Genomic DNA, 17,308 nt, shown 5'->3' on the forward strand with positions numbered 1-17,308 from the left:
TCATGAGTCCGCCGCCCGTCGCCGACCCCGGCCGGCGCCGCCGACAGCTCGTCCTGGCGATCTGCTGCATGAGCCTGTTCATCGTCGGGCTCGACAACACCGTGGTGAACATCGCCCTCCCGGAGATCCAGAAGGACCTGGACGCCCCCGCCTCCGGCCTGCAGTGGATCATCGACGCCTACACCCTGGTGCTGGCCTCGCTGCTGATGCTGTTCGGCTCGCTCGCCGACCGCTTCGGCCGCCGCCGGGTGTTCCAGACCGGCCTGGTGGTCTTCGTGCTCGGCTCGCTGCTCTGCAGCCTGGCGCCGAGCCTGGGGTGGCTGGTGCTGTTCCGGGCGGTGCAGGCGGTGGGCGGTTCGATGCTCAACCCGGTGGCGATGTCGATCATCACCAACACCTTCACCGAGCCCCGCGAGCGGGCGCGGGCGATCGGCGTCTGGGGCGGGGTGGTCGGCATCTCGATGGCGCTCGGGCCGCTGCTCGGCGGCTTCCTGGTGCATGCTGCCGGCTGGCCGGCGATCTTCCTGATCAACGTCCCGGTCGGACTGCTGGCCTGTCTGCTGACCGCCCGCTACGTCCCCGAGTCGCGTGCGCCGCGGGCCCGCCGGCTGGACCCGGTGGGGCAGCTGCTGATGGTGGTGCTGCTCGGCTGCGGCACCGCCGCGATCATCGAGGGCCCGGAGCACGGCTGGACCTCCCCGCTGATCCTCGGCCTGGCCGTGGCGGCGCTCGCCGCGCTGGTGGCCTTCCCGCTCTGGGAGCGGCGGGTCGCCGAGCCGCTGGTGGACCCGAGGTTCTTCCGCAGCGCGCCGTTCACCGGGGCCACCCTGACCGCCGTCTGCGCGTTCGCCTCGCTCGGCGGGTTCCTCTTCCTCAACACCATCTACCTCCAGGACGTCCGCGGGTACAGCCCGATGGAAGCCGGTCTGTGGACGCTGCCGATGGCCGTGATGATGCTGGTCTGCGCGCCGCTGTCGGGCCGGATCGTCGGCGCCAGGGGCCCCCGGCTGCCGCTGGTGCTGGCCGGTCTCGGCCTGGTCGGCAGCGGTCTGCTGCTGACCAGGCTGGCGGCGGACTCCCCGCCGGCGCTGCTGCTGGCCGCGTACGGGCTGTTCGGCTTCGGCTTCGGCTTCGTCAACGCGCCGATCACCAACTCCGCCGTGTCCGGCATGCCGAGGGCCCAGGCCGGGGTGGCGGCGGCCGTTGCCTCGACCAGCCGCCAGGTCGGCCAGTCGCTCGGCGTCGCGGTGATCGGCACCGTGGTCGCCTCGGCCGTGGTCGGCCCGGTGCTCACCGGCTTCGCCCCGGCGACCCACGCCGGCTGGTGGATCCTGGTGGGGCTCGGCGCGACGATCCTGCTGCTCGGCCTGGTCACCACCTCCGCCTGGGGCACCGCCACCGCGGCCCGGGTGGCCGCCCACCTCGGCGCGGAGCCGCCGCCGGCCCGCCCCGGAGTACGGGAGGCCCCGCCCGAGCGGCTACCATGACCCCTACGGCGGAAGAGTCGGCCGGGCGGTCGCGACGGGTCCCAGGACCCGCCGAGGAACGTCCGGGCTCCACAGAGCAGGGTGGTGGGTAACGCCCACCCGGGGTGACCCGCGGGACAGTGCCACAGAAAACAGACCGCCCGCCGCTTCGGCGACGGGTAAGGGTGAAACGGTGGTGTAAGAGACCACCAGCGACCGGGGTGACTCGGACGGCTAGGTAAACCCCACCTGGAGCAAGGTCAAGATCGGCGCCCCAGGGCGCCGTGCGCGGATGCTTGAGGGCTGCTCGCCCGAGTCCGCGGGTGGACCGCACGAGGCTGTCGGCAACGGCAGCCCTAGATGGATGACCGCCTCCCCGGCCCGCGCGAGCGGCCCGGGAGACAGAACCCGGCGTACAGGCCGACTCTTCCGCCCCTGACGTCCACGAAGGCCCCCCGATCTGCGAAACAGCAGGCCGGGGGGCCTTCGGCGTTCCCGGGGCGGACGGGGGATCAGCCCGGGTGGGTGCCGACGGCGTCGCGGATCTGATCGCCGAGGCCGCCGTTGACGCGGGCGCAGTGGGCGCAGCAGAAGAACATCCCGGCGACCTCGACACCGTGGCCGACGATCCGGACGCTGCACTGCTCGCAGCGCGGGGCGAGCTTCTCCATGGCGCACTCGAAGCTGTCGAAGGTGTAGACGTCGCCGGTGACGGTCTTGATCTCGAAGGCGAGCCAGTAGTCGTTGCCGCAGGTGACGCAGGTGGCCATGGCGGCGCACTTCCTTCCGGGCGGGTGGGGCGGACGGCGGGGCCGGGCGGCTGCCCGGCCCTTCCCAGTGTCCGAGCGCCCCCGGCGGGCGGCCACCCGGTGGAGCCACCCGGTCACGTGGAGCGGTCGGAGAGCTTCTCCAGGGCGGCGAGGACGCGTTCGGCGTCGGCGGCGGCGACGAACAGGTGGTCGTGGTGGTAGCCGGCCACCACGTTGCAGCTGAGCCCCTCCTCGGCGAGCCGGGTCGCGACGGCGGCGGTCAGGCCGACGGCCTCCAGGGCGGAGTGGACCCGCAGGGTGATCCAGGCGGCCACGTACTCGTAGCGCAGGCCCAGTGCGTCCGCCTCCTCCTGGGCCACCACCACGGTCACCCCCTCGGGTTCGGCGACGGTGGCGACCGGCCGCAGTCCGGCGGGCACCTTGGTGGGGAGCGTGCAGTAGACGTACCGCCCCGGGTTGAGCACGGGGCGCAGGTCGCGCAGCAGCGTTGCGAGGTCTCGTTCTCCGGCCATGCACGCACCGTAGCGGCCGAGGGGGCGGCAGTGTCGGAAGGTGTATCGGAAAGCGTTGACGGTCGACAGTCAGCGATATATCGTCGAGTTATCGAGACAGTAACTCGACTGTCCCGAACGATCGTCTGACGATCGTCGCGACGGGGCCGCGTCCGAGCGGTCCGAACTGGAGGTGGGTGCCATGCGCCCAGGACGATTCCGTGGAGAAGGCGGTCCCGGCGGTTGCCGCCCGGGGCCGGAGTTCGCCGGTACGCCCGGTGAGAGGTACGAGGGCCGGGGGGCGTTCGGTCCCTTCGGGCCGCCCTTCGGCGGCGGGCCGGGTGGACGCCCGGGGCCGCCGTGGGCCCGGGGCGGCTTCGGCGGGCCGCCGCCGTGGGTGCGCGGACGGCGCGGCGGGCGGGCCCGGCGCGGGGACGTGCGTGCCTCGCTGCTGGCGCTGCTCAAGGAGCGGCCGATGCACGGCTACGAGATGATCGCCGAGATCGCCGAGCGCTCGGGCGGGGCCTGGCGGCCCAGTCCCGGTTCGGTCTACCCCACCCTCCAGCTGCTGGAGGAGGAGGGCCTGGTCACGGCGGAGGAGGTCGGCGGCAAGCGGCTGGTCCAGCTCACCGAGGCGGGCCGGACCGAGGCCGAGGCCGGACCGGACGAGCCGTGGGCGGAGGCCGGTCAGGAGGTCGACTGGGCCGCGGTCCAGGAGGTCGGCCAGGCGCTGGGCGCGGTGGAGCAGGCCGTCCGCCAGGTCATGGCGACGGGCACCGAGGCGCAGCGCGCCAAGGGCCTGGAGGTGCTCAACGAGGCCCGCAAGAAGCTCTACCTGATCCTGGCCGAGGACGCCTGACCGGTTCCGGTCCGGGGCGCGGTCCCGGTGCGGGCGGTGCGGCTGCTCAGGAGCGGACGGCGAACAGTGCCACGCACGCGAGCAGCAGCACCGCCCAGCCGAACCAGAGCCAGCCGTTGGAGCCGAGCACCGCGCTGTAGACACTGACCGCCACCAGCAGGCCGGCCGTGACCCCGGCCACCTGTCGATTGTGCAGCGCCACCGACCGGGAGCGGTTCCTCGGGTGCCGTTCGGTTCTCGCCATCGCCGTCCTCCCGCGAGGGGAGGCGGCCGTCACCCGGAAGCGCGGGCGGTGGCCGCCTCGTCGTACTCGTAGCGCCAGAACCAGCGGGTGCCCCGCTGCTGCTTGGCCCGGACGTACACCAGTGTGCGCGCCGGGGTGTCCCTGTGCGAAGGGACCGGCACGGTGTACTTCTTGGGCACCCCGTACATCGGGCCCAGCGGGATGGGGAGGGTCCGGCCGTCCAGGGGGCCGCCGACGAATTCGGTGTCCGCGCTCTTCACCCCACCAGGGTCTCACCCCGGCGGGGGTTCGCGGAGGGCCCGGCGAACGGGGGCGGACCGGGCCGCCGCAGGTGTCCCGGCGAAGGCGGTGTGAGGGCCGGGTGCCGGGAGTGTGACCGGAGAGGCACCGCCCCCGGTCATCCGAAGGGCCCGCGCACCCTTATCCTTCCTGTTACGCCCTCGGGGTCCACCCGGGTCAGCGGGCCCGTACGGGCCGGGCGAGGCGCATCTCATCGTGCCCGCCGGGCCGCCGAGCCGCAGCCGTCGTGCCGCCTTGACTCCGTACCGTGACCCCGGGCGTCGACCGTCCGGCAACCCCGGCTCCGGTCGGCGGGGCGCGGGACCGCAGTGCCGAGCACCACCCGGGGAAGCAGCGGGGGGCGCCGTGCGTTGCGTCGGAGTGGTACGTCGAACGCTGTGTCACACCAGGCACGGCAATGCGCGGAAGGGGCCCGATGGAATCCGGCGGCAGGTGGACGGCCTGGTGGCAGAAGCGGGATCGTGAGCGGGCCCGGTCGGCGGCACCCGACACCCCCGCCGCCAGACTGGACCAACTGCTCGGCGCCGTGCGCGCCGGCTTCCCGCTCGCTCCCGCCGCGCATCCGGCCGGGTACCGCTGTTCCTGCGACCGGGTGGCCTGTCCGGCCCCGGCCCAGCACCCGGTCTCCTTCGCCTGGCAGACGCAGGCCACCACCGACCCGGAGCAGCTCGCCCGCTGGCTCTCCCGCGACCCGCTGGCCAACTTCGTCACCGCCACCGGCCGCGCCCACGACGTGCTGGACGTCCCGGCCGAGGCCGGCCGGCTCGCCCTGGAGCGGCTGACCGCGCTCGGCGTCGAGGGCCCGGTGGCCGCGGTCGGCGAGGACCGCTACCTGTTCTTCACCGCCACCAGGGGCACCCCGGTGGACGAGGACGAGTGGTGGCCGAGCGCCCTGGACTCCACCCCCGACACCATGTCCGAGCACCCCGGCCTGCGTTGGCACTGCCGCGGCTCGTACACCCTGCTGCCGCCGGCCGCGCTGCCGGACGGCTCCGAGGTGCGCTGGCTGCGGGGTCCTGAGCAGCCGCTGCCGGACCCGCTGCGTGTCCTGGACGTGCTGACCGACGCCTGCACCGAGGTGGGCGCGGTGGCCGAGGAGCAGTGGCTGATCGGCTGACCGGCTGACCAACTGATCGGCCGACCCGCTGACCGGCCGAGCGCAGACGCGGGCCGGCCCGGTGGGCCGGCCCGGTCCCCCCCCGGCCCTACGGCAGGGTGAGGACCTCCGCGCCGTCCGCCGTGACCACCAGGGTGTGCTCGAACTGGGCGGTGCGCTTGCGGTCCTTGGTGACGACGGTCCAGCCGTCCGACCAGATCTCGTAGTCGTAGGTGCCGAGGGTGAGCATCGGCTCGATGGTGAAGGTCATGCCCGGCTTGATGACCTCGGTGGCCCGCTCGCTGTCGTAGTGCGGGACGATCAGGCCGGAGTGGAACGACGTGTTGATGCCGTGTCCGGTGAAGTCCCGGACCACGCCGTAGTCGAAGCGCTTCGCGTAGGACTCGATGACCCGTCCGATCACATTGATCAGGCGGCCCGGCTTGACCGCCTTGATCGCCCGGTCCAGCGACTCCCTGGTCCGCTCGACCAGCAGCCGGGACTCCTCGTCCACGTCGCCGACCAGGTAGGTGGCGTTGAGGTCGCCGTGCACCCCGTGGATGTACGCGGTGGCGTCGATGTTGACGATGTCGCCGTCCTGGAGGACGGTCGAGTCGGGGATGCCGTGGCAGATGACCTCGTTGATCGAGGTGCAGACCGACTTGGGGAAGCCCCGGTAGCCGAGGTCGGACGGGTAGGCCCCGTGGTCGCACATGTACGCGTGCGCGACCGCGTCCAGCGCGTCCGTGGTGACGCCGGGCGCGATCAGCTTCGCCGCCTCGGCCATCGCCCGGGCGGCGATGCCGCCGGCGATCCGCATCTTCTCGATCGTCTCGGCGGTCTGCACCTCGGGCCCGGTGTACGGCGTCGGCGCGGGCTTCCCGACGTACTCGGGGCGCGGGATGTGCGCCGGGACCTTGCGGATGGGTGACTGGATGCCGGGTACGAGTGCCATGGCGCCGATTCTAAGTGTCGGGCCCTCCGGTCCGGGGGCGGGCACCGGGTGTGCGGACGGCACCGGGGCGGGGAATGATCGGGACGACGCGACGCCACGGCGGGGCACGACCGCCGACACGGAGGTGACCACCATGGCTCTGGGATTCCGCCGGAACAAGCCGACCGGCCGGCCCGGCGAATGGTTCTACTGCATCAAGCACGGCAAGGTCGAGGAGGGGCCGGAGTGCCCGGCCAAGGACCGCCTGGGCCCGTACGCCACCCAGCAGGAGGCGGCGCACGCGCTGGAGACCGCGGAGCTGCGCAACCGCGAGTGGAAGAACGACCCCCAGTGGAACGACCGGCCGCAGGACGGCGCGGGGGAGTAGCCCCGGCCGGCTAGCCGGCGGCGGCGGCGGGGCTCTCCTCGGCCGAGGAGAGCCCCGCCGCCCGTTCCGCCGCCGCGCGCTCGTGCTCGGCGCGGACGGCGGCCGCGTGCGGATCGGTGCGGTCGTCGTAGGACAGCAACCGGGGCAACGCGGTGGCCAGCGCGAGCACGCCCACCACACAGGCCACGCCGCCGACCCACACCGAGGCCCGGACGCCGACCAGTCCGGCCATGCCGCCCGCCCGGACCTGGCCGAGCTGCGGCCCGACCGAGTAGCTGAGCAGCTCGACACCGGCCATCCGGCCGCGCAGCGCGTCCGGGATCGACTGGTTCCACAGCGTGGAGCGGGCGATCCCGCTGATCTGGTCGGCGCCGCCGGCCAGCGCCAGGAAGAGCAGCACCAGCCAGACCGAGCCGGACAGGCCGGCCAGGGCGATCGCCACGCCCCAGCCGAGCGCCGCGACCAGCAGCAGCCGGCCGTGCCGGTGGATCCGGGACGTCCAGCCGCCGGTCACCGAAACCAGCAGGGCGCCGACCGCCGAGGCGGCGTACATCGGGCCGAGCGCCCAGCCGGCGTCCAGCTCGGCGGCCAGGAACGGGAAGATCGCCACCGGGAAGGCGAACAGCATCGCGCACAGGTCGATCGCGTAGGTGCCGAGCAGGTCCTTGCGGCTCCACGCGTAGCGGACGCCGGTGAGCACCGCCCGCACCGAGGGCTTCTCGGCGCCGGTGGGCGGCGGCACCGCCCGGATCCGGGAGAGCAGCAGCAGCGAGGCGGCGAAGGTGACCACGTCCAGGGCGTACGCGGTCTGCACCCCGGCGAAGGTGACCACGACGCCGGCCAGGGTCGGACCGGCCACCGAGGCGGCGTTGCGGTAGAGGGAGTTGAGCGCGAAGGCGGCGGTCAGCTGGTCGTGCGGGACGATCCGCGGGGTGAGCGCGTCCAGGGCCGGGCGCTGCAGGCCGTCGGCGGCGGCGACCAGCGCGGCCACCAGGTAGATCGGCCACAGCACGGGGGTCGGCAGCAGCGCGTTGACCAGCAGCAGGATGCTGAGCAGACCGAGCCCCGCCTCGGCGAACAGCACCAGGCGGCGGCGGTCCAGCGCGTCGGCGAGGGCGCCGCCCCAGAGGCCGAAGACGATCAGCGGGACCAGCTCGAAGGCGCCGACCAGGCCGACCGCGACCGAGGAGTCCGTCAACTCCTTGATCTGCATCGGCACGGCGACGTAGGTGAGGAAGCTGCCGAAGCCGGTGACACAGCCGGAGAGCCACAGCAGGCGGAACTCCCGGGAGGAGCGCCAGGGGGTCAGGTCGGGAGTGACCGTGCGCAGCAGGGACTTCGCCCGACTGCTCGGGGACGGGGCGGCTTCGTTCACGAGCGACCATCCTGTGCGGGGGCCGGACCCCGCCGCAACGGATTTTCCGGCCGCCGCCCCGGCCGCCGCCCCGGCCGCCGCCCCCGTCCGCCGCCCTACCCGCCGTCACCAGCGGCTGATCGTCGGCCCCGCGGTGAGCCGCTCGGCGAGCGCGGCCAGCCGCCCCAGCGCCGAGCGCGGCCCGGGCGGCTGCCCGGCGGCGGCGCTGACCAGGTGCTGGGCCAGGTCGAAGGGCTCGTCCTCGGCCGTGCCGACGGCGAGCCGCCCGTGTGCCAGCCCGGCCAGGTCGCCCGGGCCGGCGGACCCGCCCGGGGTGTCCGGCGCCGCGCCTTCCAGCGCCAGCACCGTCGCCCCGTGCCGCCGGGCGTCGTGCACCCGCTCCAGCAGCGGCTCCCCGGCCGCCGTCGGGGCCACCACCAGGACGGTCGCGCCGCGCCCGGCCCCGGTCAGCCGGCCGAGACCGTGCGCCAGATGGGCCGGGGCGGCGGCCGGGACCCGGTGCCGCAGCAGGGTGGGCGCCAGCCGGGGGACGTCCGACCAGGCGGCCTCGTCCTCCAGATGGGCGGCCAGGTGCCAGGGCTCGTACCCGGTGGTGCCGACGAGCAGCAGCTCACCCGCCCCGCGCCGGGTGACCGCGTGCCGCAGCTCCCCGGCGAAGCCGCCGACGGCTTCCAGCCAACCGGTTCCGGCCAGACGGTCCCTCAGTGCCGAAACTCTCACCGCGTCCATGGCGCACAGGATGTCGCGACGGGCCGCTCGTTTGGCAGGATCGGCCCATGACTTCCCTCGATTCAGCGACAAACCCGGCCCACGAGCTGCCGGACGTCTCGCAGCTGGTGGTCGGTGTCCTCGGCGGCACCGGAGACCAGGGGCGGGGGCTGGCCCTGCGGCTGGCCAAGGCCGGCCAGCAGGTGATCATCGGCTCGCGCGACGCGGCCCGCGCGCAGGCCTCGGCGGACGCGATCGGCCTGGGGGTGCGGGGCGCCGACAACGCCGCCACCGCCCGTGAGAGCGACATCGTCATCGTGGCGGTGCCCTGGGACGGGCACGCCGCCACCCTCACCGCCCTCCGCGAGGAGCTGGCCGGCAAGATCGTGGTGGACTGCGTCAACCCGCTGGGCTTCGACAAGCAGGGCGCCTTCGCGCTCGTCCCGGAGGAGGGCAGCGCCGCCCAGCAGGCCGCCGCCCTGCTGCCGGACTCCCGGGTGACCGCGGCCTTCCACCACCTGTCGGCGGTACTGCTCCAGGACGAGTCGATCGAGCGGATCGACACCGATGTGATGGTGCTCGGCGAGGAGCGGGCCGCCACCGACATCGTGCAGGCGCTGGCGGGCCGGATCCCCGGCATGCGGGGCATCTTCGCGGGCCGGCTGCGCAACGCGCACCAGGTGGAGTCGCTGGTGGCGAACCTCATCTCGGTCAACCGCCGCTACAAGGCGCACGCGGGCCTGCGGATCACGGACGTCTGAGCACCGGCGTCCGACCGCGGACGTCCCGCCGAACGCACGGTCCGGTCGTCCGACGATCGGACCGGATCGCCGACCTCACCCCTGGACCCGGTCCGGGGGTGAGGTCGGCGACAATGGGGGCCGACCTCACCCCCGGCCGCAGGAGTACCCCACCATGCCCCGCACGTCCGTCCTCGCCTCGCTCGTCGTCGTTCTCGCGCTGGCCGCCGCCGTGGTCTCGCTGGTGCAGGGCTGGTGGCTCGGCCTCGTCTGGCTGCCGATGGCCGGCATCGCCAGCAATGTGCTCTGGATGAACGTGCGCCGGGAGAAGCTGGCCCGCGCGGCGGCCGAGCGGGCCTGAGTCCGGTCAGTCCTTCCAGAACATGAACAGCTCGTGGCCCACCTGCGGGTAGGCCCGGTCGACGCCCACCAGGTCCATCGCGCCGTACACGACCTCGAAGAACCAGTGGTTGATCTCCGGCTGCCAGAGCAGCGCGAAGACGGCCAGCATGCCGTACGGCGCGAACGGCTCGATCGCCCGCCGGGTCTTGGCCGAGAGCCAGGGCTCGACGATCCCGTAGCCGTCCAGGCCGGGCACCGGCAGCAGGTTGAGCAGGGTCGCGCTCAGCTGGAGCATGCCGAGGAAGCCCAGGGCGAGCGCCAGCGGCGAGACGTTCAGCTCGTAGCCGTTCCAGACCGCGTGCACCTCGGGGTCGTCCAGCCAGCCCGCGCCGACCGGGACCAGCAGCAGCACCGCGGCGAGCAGGTTCACCAGCGGCCCGGCGGCCGAGATCAGGCTGTGCTTGAGCCGGCCCTGCACCCGGTGCCGCTCGATCCAGACCGCGCCGCCGGGCAGGCCGATGCCGCCGAGCAGCACGAAGACGATCGGCAGCACGAAGCTGAGCAGGGCGTTGGCGTACTTGAACGGGTTGAGGGTCAGGTAGCCCTTGGCGCCGACGCTGATGTCGCCGCCGTGCAGCGCGGTGCGCGCGTGCGCGAACTCGTGCAGGCAGAGCGAGACCATCCAGCCGGCCACCACGAACAGGAAGATCCCGAACCGGGCGTTGCCGTAGCCCTGGAACACCGCCACGGCGGAGGTGGCGAAGATCGCGAGCAGGGCCCAGAACACCGGGCTGATCCGGCGGTCCTCGCTGCGTGAGCGCTGCGTGGCGGCGAAGGTCATGGTGTGGGTGCTCCGGTGGTCGGGGAGGTGAGGGCGGGGCAGAGGCCGATCATGCCGGGCGGGCCCGCGCCGGACAAGCCGTCCAGGGTGAACGTACGGAGCCCGGCACCGGGTTCCTGGCGCGGTCTCCCGGAGTCAGGGTGCAGTCAGGGTCGAGGACTGGACAAATGTGCGTGGGGGACGGGGTTGATCCACCAGAATGGTGCGGTGCACTACGGCATCCTCGGCACCACCACGGCCCACCACGACGACGGCACCCCGGTCCCGCTCGGCGGAGCCCGGCTGCGCGCCCTGCTCGCCGCGCTGGCGCTGCGCCAGGGGCGGCCGGTGCCGGCCGACCTGCTGGTCGACGAGGTGTGGGACGCCGAGCCACCGCAGGACGCCTCGGCCGCGCTCCAGACCCTGGTCGGCCGGCTGCGCCGGACCATCGGCCGCGACCGGGTCGGCTCCGGCCCGGCCGGGTACTGGCTGACCGAGCCCGCCACCGACCTCGCCGAGTTCCAGCGGCTGGCCGGGGAGGGCCGCCGGGCGCTGGAGCAGGGCGACCAGGTGTCGGCCGCCGAGCGGCTGCGCGCCGCGCTCTCGCTGTGGCGCGGCCCGGCGCTCGCCGACCTGCCGGACCGGGGCGGCCCGGCGACCAGGCTGGAGGCGCAGCGCGAGGAGGTCCGCCGGCACCGGATCACCGCCGAGCTCGGCCTCGGCCGGGCGGCCGAGCTGGTGGCCGAGCTCGCCGAGCTGTGCGAGGGCAAGCCGTTGGACGAGCCGCTGCAGTACCTGATGGTCCGGGCGCTGCACGAGTCCGGCCGGACGGCCGAGGCGCTGCGCCACTACGAGCAGACCCGGCGGGCCCTGGCGGACGAGCTGGGCGTCGATCCCGGGCGCCGGCTCCAGTCGCTGTACGCCGAGCTGCTGAGCCCGTCCGAACCGGTCGCCCCGGCGGTGGAGACCGCCCCGGCCGTGGGGGGCGCCCCGACCGCGGAGCCCGTGCCGCCGGCACCGGCGGCAGCACCGGCCCCGGTGCCGCCCGCCCGCGCGCTCGGCAATCTGCGCGGCCGGCTGACCAGCTTCGTCGGCCGGGAGAACGACCTCGCCGCACTGCGCTCCGTCCTGGCCACCAGCCGGCTGGTCACCCTCACCGGTCCCGGCGGCTCCGGCAAGACCCGGCTGTCGGTCGAGGCCGGCCGCCTGGAGCAGGGCGCCGGGCACTGGCCGGACGGCGTCTGGGTGGCCGAGCTCGCCCCGGTGGAGCGCCCGGACGCGGTGCCGGGCGCGGTGGTGTCGGCGCTCGGCCTGCGCGCGACCGTCCTGCACACCGGCGCCAGCATGGTCGCCGAGGTGATCGAGGGCCGCACCGACGACCCGGTGCGCCGGCTGATCGAGCACTGCGGGCGCCGCCGGATGCTGCTCGTCCTGGACAACTGCGAGCACCTGATCCAGTCCGCCGCCGATCTCGCGGACACCCTGCTCACCGAGTGCCCGGGGCTGACCGTGCTGGCCACCAGCCGGGAGCCGCTGGGGGTGCCGGGCGAGACCGTCCTGCCGGTCGAGCCGCTGCCGGACCCGGTGGCGCTGCGGCTGCTGACCGAGCGGGCCGCCGCCGCCCGCCCCGGCTTCGACCCGCAGAGCGATCCGGAGGCCTGCGCCGAGATCTGCCGCCGGCTGGACGGGCTGCCGCTCGCCATCGAACTGGCCGCCGCCCGGCTCCGGGTGATGACGGCCCGGCAGATCGCCGACCGGCTGGACAGCCGGTTCGCACTGCTCACCGCGGGCAGCCGGACCCTGCTGCCGCGTCAGCAGACGCTGCGCGCGGTGGTCGACTGGAGCTGGGACCTGCTCGGCAAGCAGGAGCGCGCGGTGCTGCGCCGGCTGGCGGTGTTCGCGGGCGGCTGGAGCCTGGAGGCGGCCGAGTCGGTCTGCTCGGACGAGGCCGAGGTGCCCCGCGAGGAGGTCGCCGACCTGCTGCTCTCGCTGGTCGACAAGTCCCTGCTGGTGGCCGACCTGGACGGGGAGGGACCGCCGCGCTACCGGATGCTGGAGACCATCCACGAGTACACCGACGAGCGGCTGGCCGAGGCGGAGGAGACCGCCGCCACCGGGGGCCGGCACGTCGAGTACTTCCGCGAGCTGGTCCGCAGCGCCGACCTCCATGTCCACGGGCCCGAGCAGCTGCACTGGCTGGCGGTGCTGGAGCGCGAGCACGACAACATCCGGGCGGCGCTGCGCCGCGCCGTCTGCCGCCGGGACGAGGGCGAGGCGGTGGTCCTGGCGCTGGGCATGAGCTGGTACTGGTCGCTGCGCGGCTACAGCCAGGAGGCCCGGCGCTGGTACGACGCGGTGCTGTCGATCGGCCCCGACCCGTTCGACGCCGCGGCCCGTCCGGTGCCGCTGGACCGGCACGTGCTGGAGTACCCGGTACCGATGCCGCCGGAGGTGCTCGGGGAGGCCCGCCGGGCGATCGTCATCTACCGGCTGATCAGCATCTTCGAGGGCAATCTCGACGTCCTGGGCGACCCGGAGGCGGTCGCCACCGCCCGCAAGGTCACCGAGGCCTACAGCAGCGACCTGCCGCAGTCCTACCGCTTCCCCGGGCTGATGCGGGTCTTCGGTGCCTTCCTGATCGGCCAGCTGGACGCCATGCGGGACCTGCTGGACGACGCGGTGGCGGGCTGCCGGGAGCACGGCAACGCGAGCGACCTGGCGTTCATCCTGCAGATCCGGGCCAAGATGATGAACGACTGGCCGGGCGGGGCCGAGCAGAGCACCCTGGACGGCGAGGAGTCGCTGGAGCTGTACCGCCGGGCCGGCGACCGCTGGGGGATGTCCCAGGCGCTGTCCGCGCGCGGCGAGTCGCTGGCCAACCAGGGCCGTTCGGCCGATGCGGCCGAGGCGTACCGCCGGGCGATCGAGCTGGCCGAGGAGCTGGGCGCGCCGCAGGAGGTGCCGATGCTCCAGGTGCACCTGGGGTCGGCGATGCTGGACAGCGACCTCGCGGCGGGGGAGCGGCAGATCCGGGCGGCGCTGGACGGGATCGAGCCGGGGGACAACCAGGCGACCAACGGCGCGCTGCTGTTCGGTCACCTGATGCTCTGCGGCATCAACGCGCAGCGCGGGGACTTCGAGCGGGCCCTGGCCGAGCTGGACGTGCTCCGGTGGACGCGGATCGGCGCGTTCGCCCCGGACGTGGTGGGCGGGATGCTGACGGTCACCCGGGGCTGGATCATCGCCCGGGCCGGCGATCCCGACCTCGGGCGGGAGCTGGTCGGCGAGGGCCGGCAGCTGATGCGCTCGGTGCCGGCCGCGGCGAGCGGTTTCGTGGACCAGATGTCGGTGATGATGCTGCCGCCGGTGATCGGGCTGCTGGAGGCGTTCGCCCGGCGGGACGGAGACCTGGCGCAGGCCCGGCTGGCCGCGGTGCTGTTCGGCGCGCACGCCGGGATGAACGGGCCGAAGGGCGGCTACCTCGACCGGGTCGAGCGCGAGCGGACCGAGGACGCCCTGCGCGGGATGCTCGGTGACGCGGAGTTCGAGGTGGCGGCCGCCGAGGGTCGGACGATGTCCGTGGCGGAGGCCAACGCCATGCTGGACGAGCTGGTGCGCTGAGCCGGGAACCGCTGGTGCACCGAGCCGGGAGCCGGCCCCGGGCGCTCCCCTCGCGCGTCCGGGACCGGCGTACCGGTCGGGCCGGGCCTCAGGTCCGCTTGCGGAACCGGGCGACGGCGAGCGGCGCGAAGACCGCGGTGATGCCGACCGACCAGGCCAGCACGATCAGCACCGGGTGCGCCACGGCGCCCTGGCCGTTCATCAGGGCCCGGCAGGCATCGGCCAGCGCGGACAGCGGGTTGACCTTGGTGAAGGCCTGGAGCCAGCCCGGCATGGTGTCGGTCGGGGCGAAGATCGAGCTGCCGAACTGCATCGGCATCAGGACCAGCATGGCGACTCCCTGAACGGCCTGGGCGCTGCGCAGCGCCATGCCCAGCAGCATCGAGATCCACACGATGGACATGCCGAAGATCAGCGAGAGCCCGACCGCGGCCAGCAGCTCCAGGAAGCCGCCCTTCAGTTCGAAGCCGAGGATCAGCGCGAAGACGATCAGGATGGTGAAGGAGAGCAGGGCGCGGCAGGTCTCGGCGGCGATCTTGGAGAGCAGGACCGAGGACCGGCCGATCGGCAGGGTCCGGAACCGGTCCATCACCCCGGTCTGGAAGTCACTGTTGAGGCCGGTGCCGACGGCCATCGCCAGGGTGATGCCGGTCTGCCCGAGCAGGCCGGGGATCATGTACTGCTTGTAGGCGTCCTGGCCGCCGGAGATGGCGCCGCCGAAGACGTAGACGAAGAGCACGGTGAAGATGACCGGCATCAGGACGGCGTCGAACATCGACTCCGGGTCGGCCTTGATCCGCATCAGGTTGCGGCGGGTCAGCGCACCGACGTGCCGCAGATGGCCGGGCAGGCCGATCCGGCCCTCCTCGGCCCGGGCGGGGGCGAGCGTGGCGGTGGTCATGCGACGGGCTCCTTGGCGAGGCTGGGGGCGGCGTCCTCGGCCGCCGGGCGGTCCGAGGGCTTGCCGGTGATGGCGAGGAAGACCTCGTCCAGGCTGGGCAGCTGGGTGTCGATGTCGGCGATGCCGAAGCCCCGGGTGCCGAGGACCCCGATCACGGCGGTCAGCTGGTCCTCGGAGGTGAGCGGCACCGACAGCAGGCCGGTGTCGGCGGAGAAGGTGGCGTTGGCGAGGCCGGTGTCGTGCAGGCAGCGGGCCATCTCCGGCAGCTCGGCCGGGTGGCTGGGCCGGACCTGGAGGGTGCGGCCGCCGACCTGGGCCTTGAGGTCGGCGATGCCGCCGGCCGCGATCACCCGGCCGCGGTCGATGACGGTCAGCTCGTTGGCGAGCTGCTCGGCCTCCTCCATGTACTGGGTGGTGAGCAGCACGGTGGCGCCGTCGGCGACCATCCGCTGCACCTCGTCCCAGACCTCGTTGCGGGTGCGCGGGTCCAGGCCGGTGGTGGGCTCGTCCAAGTAGAGGACCCGGGGGCGGCCGATCATGGAGGCGGCCAGGTCGAGGCGGCGGCGCATGCCGCCGGAGTAGGTCTTGGCGACGCGCTTGGCGGCCTCGGTGAGCGAGAACCGCTCCAGCAGCTCGGTGGCGCGCGCCTTGGCCTCCTTGCTGGAGAGGTCGAGCAGCCGGCCGATCAGGTAGAGGTTCTCGTAGCCGGAGAGCAGCTCGTCGACCGAGGCGTACTGGCCGGTGAGGCCGATGGTGCGGCGCAGCTGCTTGGGCTGGCGCAGCACGTCGTAGCCGCCGACGAAGGCGGTGCCGGCGTCGGGCTTGATGAGGGTGGAGAGGACGCGGACCAGGGTGGTCTTGCCGGCCCCGTTGGGGCCGAGCACGCCGAGGACGGTGCCCTCGCGCACGGTGAGGTCGACGCCGTCGAGCGCCTTGGTGCTGCCGAAGTGCTTGACGATGCCGCGGACCTCGACGGCATTCCCCGCAGCGGGCCCCCGGTCGTTCGGGGCGGTGGAGATTCGTGTCATGCGAGAAGACTGTCCGCCCCGGCTGTCAGCCCGCTGTCAGCCGGGTGTCGGGCGGGCGGCCCGCCGGCGAGCCGCTGTCGGCGCGCTGTCAGGCGGCTGTCACCGGGGCCCGGCCCGGCCGTGGCCGGGTCCCGGTGACGGGGAGCGCGTCAGTGGAAGGTGTGCTCCGGGGCGGGGAAGGCGTCGCCGCGGACGTCCTCGGCGAACGCGCGGGCGGCGTCGCCGAGGACGGCCCGCAGGTTGGCGTACTGCTTGACGAACTTGGGCACCCGGCCCGCCGTCATGCCGGCGAAGTCGGTCCAGACCAGCACCTGGGCGTCGCAGTCCACCCCGGCGCCGATGCCGACGGTCGGGACGGTGAGCTGCTCGGTGACCTGCTTGGCCAGCTCGGCGGGCACCGCCTCCAGGACGACCGCGAAGGCGCCGGCCTGCTGCACCGCCTTGGCGTCGCGCAGCAGCTGGTGCGCGGCCTCGTCGCCGCGGCCCTGGACGGGGTAGCCGCCCAGCGCGTGCACGGACTGCGGGGTGAGGCCGATGTGCGCCATCACCGGGATGCCGGCCTCGACCAGCAGCTCGATCGAGCGGGCGCTGCGCTCGCCGCCCTCCAGCTTGACCGCGCCGACCCCGGCGTCCTTCATCAGCCGGACCGCGTTGTGCATCGCCTGGGCCGGGGACTCCTGGTAGGAGCCGAACGGCAGGTCGGCGACGATCATGGCCCGCTTGGTGCCCCGGACGACGGCGCCGGCCAGCATGACCATCTGGTCCATGGTCACCGGCACGGTGGTCTCGTAGCCGAGGTGGCAGTTGCCGGCGGAGTCGCCGACCAGCAGGACGGGCGTGCCGGCCTCGTCGAAGACGCCGGCGGTGAGGGCGTCGTAGGCGGTCAGCATCGACCACTTCTCGCCGCGCTGCTTGGCTGCGGCGAGGTCGCGGACGGTGACGCGGCGGGTGGTGACCCCACCGTAGAGGGTGGTGGTCGACGCCTGGTTCTGGGCAGGCGAAGGCGAAGAAGCGTTCATCGAACAGGCTCCTGAAGGGTTGTCGTCTCGTGGCGCCGTGCGGCGTCCCCGGATCACCTCCATGCTTGCACGGCCCGGCGCGGGTGCAAAAGGGGCGGGGCCGCGCTGTGTGCGGGAGCGGCCGCGCGGATCTTTGCCAGGGTTTTACGAAACGGAGCCGTCTCGTATCGAAATGGGCGCTACGCTCGCTGCGGGGGGTTTACGAG

General features: G+C 73.8%; 18 protein-coding genes and 1 other RNA gene. 8 read left to right on the top strand and 11 right to left on the bottom strand.

Annotated features, from left to right (window positions below; translation table 11 throughout):
• The first annotated feature begins 2 nt into the window (after nt 1-2).
• Entirely contained in the window at nt 3-1,487 is a 1,485-nt protein-coding gene (locus tag ADK60_RS10315; protein ID WP_045940424.1) for a DHA2 family efflux MFS transporter permease subunit, read from the top strand.
• A gap of 13 nt (nt 1,488-1,500) precedes the next feature.
• Nucleotides 1,501-1,898: RNase P RNA component class A (gene rnpB, locus ADK60_RS10620), an RNA gene on the top strand.
• A gap of 80 nt (nt 1,899-1,978) precedes the next feature.
• On the opposite strand, the gene ADK60_RS10320 is transcribed toward rnpB, so the two are convergent.
• The gene (locus ADK60_RS10320) at nt 1,979-2,236 is read right to left on the bottom strand and encodes a metallothionein (RefSeq protein WP_030391599.1); all 258 of its coding nucleotides are present in this window, start codon (nt 2,234-2,236) and stop codon (nt 1,979-1,981) included.
• A 113-nt stretch (nt 2,237-2,349) separates the two neighbouring features.
• A complete protein-coding gene (locus tag ADK60_RS10325) occupies nt 2,350-2,748 on the bottom strand; it encodes an ACT domain-containing protein (RefSeq protein WP_053645060.1) in 399 nt (132 codons plus the stop codon).
• A 181-nt stretch (nt 2,749-2,929) separates the two neighbouring features.
• Here ADK60_RS10325 and ADK60_RS41685 point away from each other — a divergent pair, with 181 nt between their 5' ends.
• Nucleotides 2,930-3,586, top strand: a complete 657-nt coding sequence (locus ADK60_RS41685) for a PadR family transcriptional regulator (protein WP_079008218.1) — start codon at nt 2,930-2,932, stop codon at nt 3,584-3,586.
• Nucleotides 3,587-3,632: 46 nt separating this feature from the next.
• Here ADK60_RS41685 and ADK60_RS47560 read toward each other — a convergent pair whose 3' ends face one another.
• Nucleotides 3,633-3,767, bottom strand: a complete 135-nt coding sequence (locus ADK60_RS47560) for a hypothetical protein (protein WP_286163259.1) — start codon at nt 3,765-3,767, stop codon at nt 3,633-3,635.
• Between the two features lie 92 nt (nt 3,768-3,859).
• Nucleotides 3,860-4,090, bottom strand: a complete 231-nt coding sequence (locus tag ADK60_RS10340) for a DUF8847 domain-containing protein (RefSeq protein ID WP_053645062.1) — start codon at nt 4,088-4,090, stop codon at nt 3,860-3,862.
• A gap of 455 nt (nt 4,091-4,545) precedes the next feature.
• On the opposite strand from ADK60_RS10340, the gene ADK60_RS10345 reads away from it, so the two are divergent.
• Entirely contained in the window at nt 4,546-5,247 is a 702-nt protein-coding gene (locus ADK60_RS10345) for a bifunctional DNA primase/polymerase (RefSeq protein WP_030391595.1), read from the top strand.
• An 88-nt stretch (nt 5,248-5,335) separates the two neighbouring features.
• On the opposite strand, the gene map is transcribed toward ADK60_RS10345, so the two are convergent.
• Nucleotides 5,336-6,181 (bottom strand): type I methionyl aminopeptidase, encoded by an 846-nt coding sequence (map, locus tag ADK60_RS10350; RefSeq protein ID WP_045940427.1) that lies wholly within the window; start codon nt 6,179-6,181, stop codon nt 5,336-5,338.
• A gap of 133 nt (nt 6,182-6,314) precedes the next feature.
• Here map and ADK60_RS10355 point away from each other — a divergent pair, with 133 nt between their 5' ends.
• A complete protein-coding gene (locus ADK60_RS10355; RefSeq protein WP_030391593.1) occupies nt 6,315-6,548 on the top strand; it encodes a hypothetical protein in 234 nt (77 codons plus the stop codon).
• A 10-nt stretch (nt 6,549-6,558) separates the two neighbouring features.
• Here the strand turns inward: ADK60_RS10355 and ADK60_RS10360 are convergent, their stop codons facing one another.
• Both ADK60_RS10360 and ADK60_RS10365 read right to left on the bottom strand, forming a co-directional pair.
• Nucleotides 6,559-7,923: an MFS transporter gene (locus tag ADK60_RS10360; protein ID WP_053645064.1), complete on the bottom strand. Its 1,365-nt coding sequence runs from the start codon at nt 7,921-7,923 to the stop codon at nt 6,559-6,561.
• Between the two features lie 105 nt (nt 7,924-8,028).
• Complete coding sequence (locus ADK60_RS10365) at nt 8,029-8,652, bottom strand: hypothetical protein (protein WP_053645066.1); 624 nt, start codon at nt 8,650-8,652, stop codon at nt 8,029-8,031.
• Between the two features lie 47 nt (nt 8,653-8,699).
• Here ADK60_RS10365 and npdG point away from each other — a divergent pair, with 47 nt between their 5' ends.
• Complete coding sequence (gene npdG / locus ADK60_RS10370; protein ID WP_045940430.1) at nt 8,700-9,392, top strand: NADPH-dependent F420 reductase; 693 nt, start codon at nt 8,700-8,702, stop codon at nt 9,390-9,392.
• Nucleotides 9,393-9,546: 154 nt separating this feature from the next.
• Nucleotides 9,547-9,732 (top strand): hypothetical protein, encoded by a 186-nt coding sequence (locus ADK60_RS10375; protein WP_030391589.1) that lies wholly within the window; start codon nt 9,547-9,549, stop codon nt 9,730-9,732.
• A 6-nt stretch (nt 9,733-9,738) separates the two neighbouring features.
• On the opposite strand, the gene ADK60_RS10380 is transcribed toward ADK60_RS10375, so the two are convergent.
• Nucleotides 9,739-10,554 (bottom strand): site-2 protease family protein, encoded by an 816-nt coding sequence (locus tag ADK60_RS10380; protein ID WP_045940431.1) that lies wholly within the window; start codon nt 10,552-10,554, stop codon nt 9,739-9,741.
• Nucleotides 10,555-10,761: 207 nt separating this feature from the next.
• Here ADK60_RS10380 and ADK60_RS10385 point away from each other — a divergent pair, with 207 nt between their 5' ends.
• Nucleotides 10,762-14,154, top strand: coding sequence for an ATP-binding protein (locus ADK60_RS10385; protein WP_063783110.1), 3,393 nt, complete (start codon nt 10,762-10,764; stop codon nt 14,152-14,154).
• A gap of 88 nt (nt 14,155-14,242) precedes the next feature.
• Here ADK60_RS10385 and ADK60_RS10390 read toward each other — a convergent pair whose 3' ends face one another.
• The 3 genes from ADK60_RS10390 to panB all read right to left on the bottom strand — a co-directional run bounded on the left by ADK60_RS10390 (nt 14,243) and on the right by panB (nt 17,102).
• Nucleotides 14,243-15,055 carry an ABC transporter permease gene (locus tag ADK60_RS10390; RefSeq protein ID WP_053645070.1) on the bottom strand — a complete coding sequence of 271 codons (813 nt, stop codon included), beginning with the start codon at nt 15,053-15,055 and terminating at the stop codon, nt 14,243-14,245.
• On the bottom strand, nt 15,052-16,083 hold the full coding sequence (locus ADK60_RS10395; protein ID WP_053645072.1) for an ATP-binding cassette domain-containing protein: 1,032 nt from the start codon (nt 16,081-16,083) through the stop codon (nt 15,052-15,054). Before ADK60_RS10395 ends, ADK60_RS10390 begins: the two co-directional genes overlap by 4 nt.
• Before the next feature lie 149 nt (nt 16,084-16,232).
• Entirely contained in the window at nt 16,233-17,102 is an 870-nt protein-coding gene (panB, locus tag ADK60_RS10400) for a 3-methyl-2-oxobutanoate hydroxymethyltransferase (protein ID WP_030391584.1), read from the bottom strand.
• Nucleotides 17,103-17,308 lie beyond the last annotated feature (206 nt).

This window comes from Streptomyces sp. XY431 (assembly GCF_001279805.1).
In the GTDB taxonomy this organism is placed as follows: Bacteria; Actinomycetota; Actinomycetes; order Streptomycetales; family Streptomycetaceae; genus Kitasatospora; species Kitasatospora purpeofusca.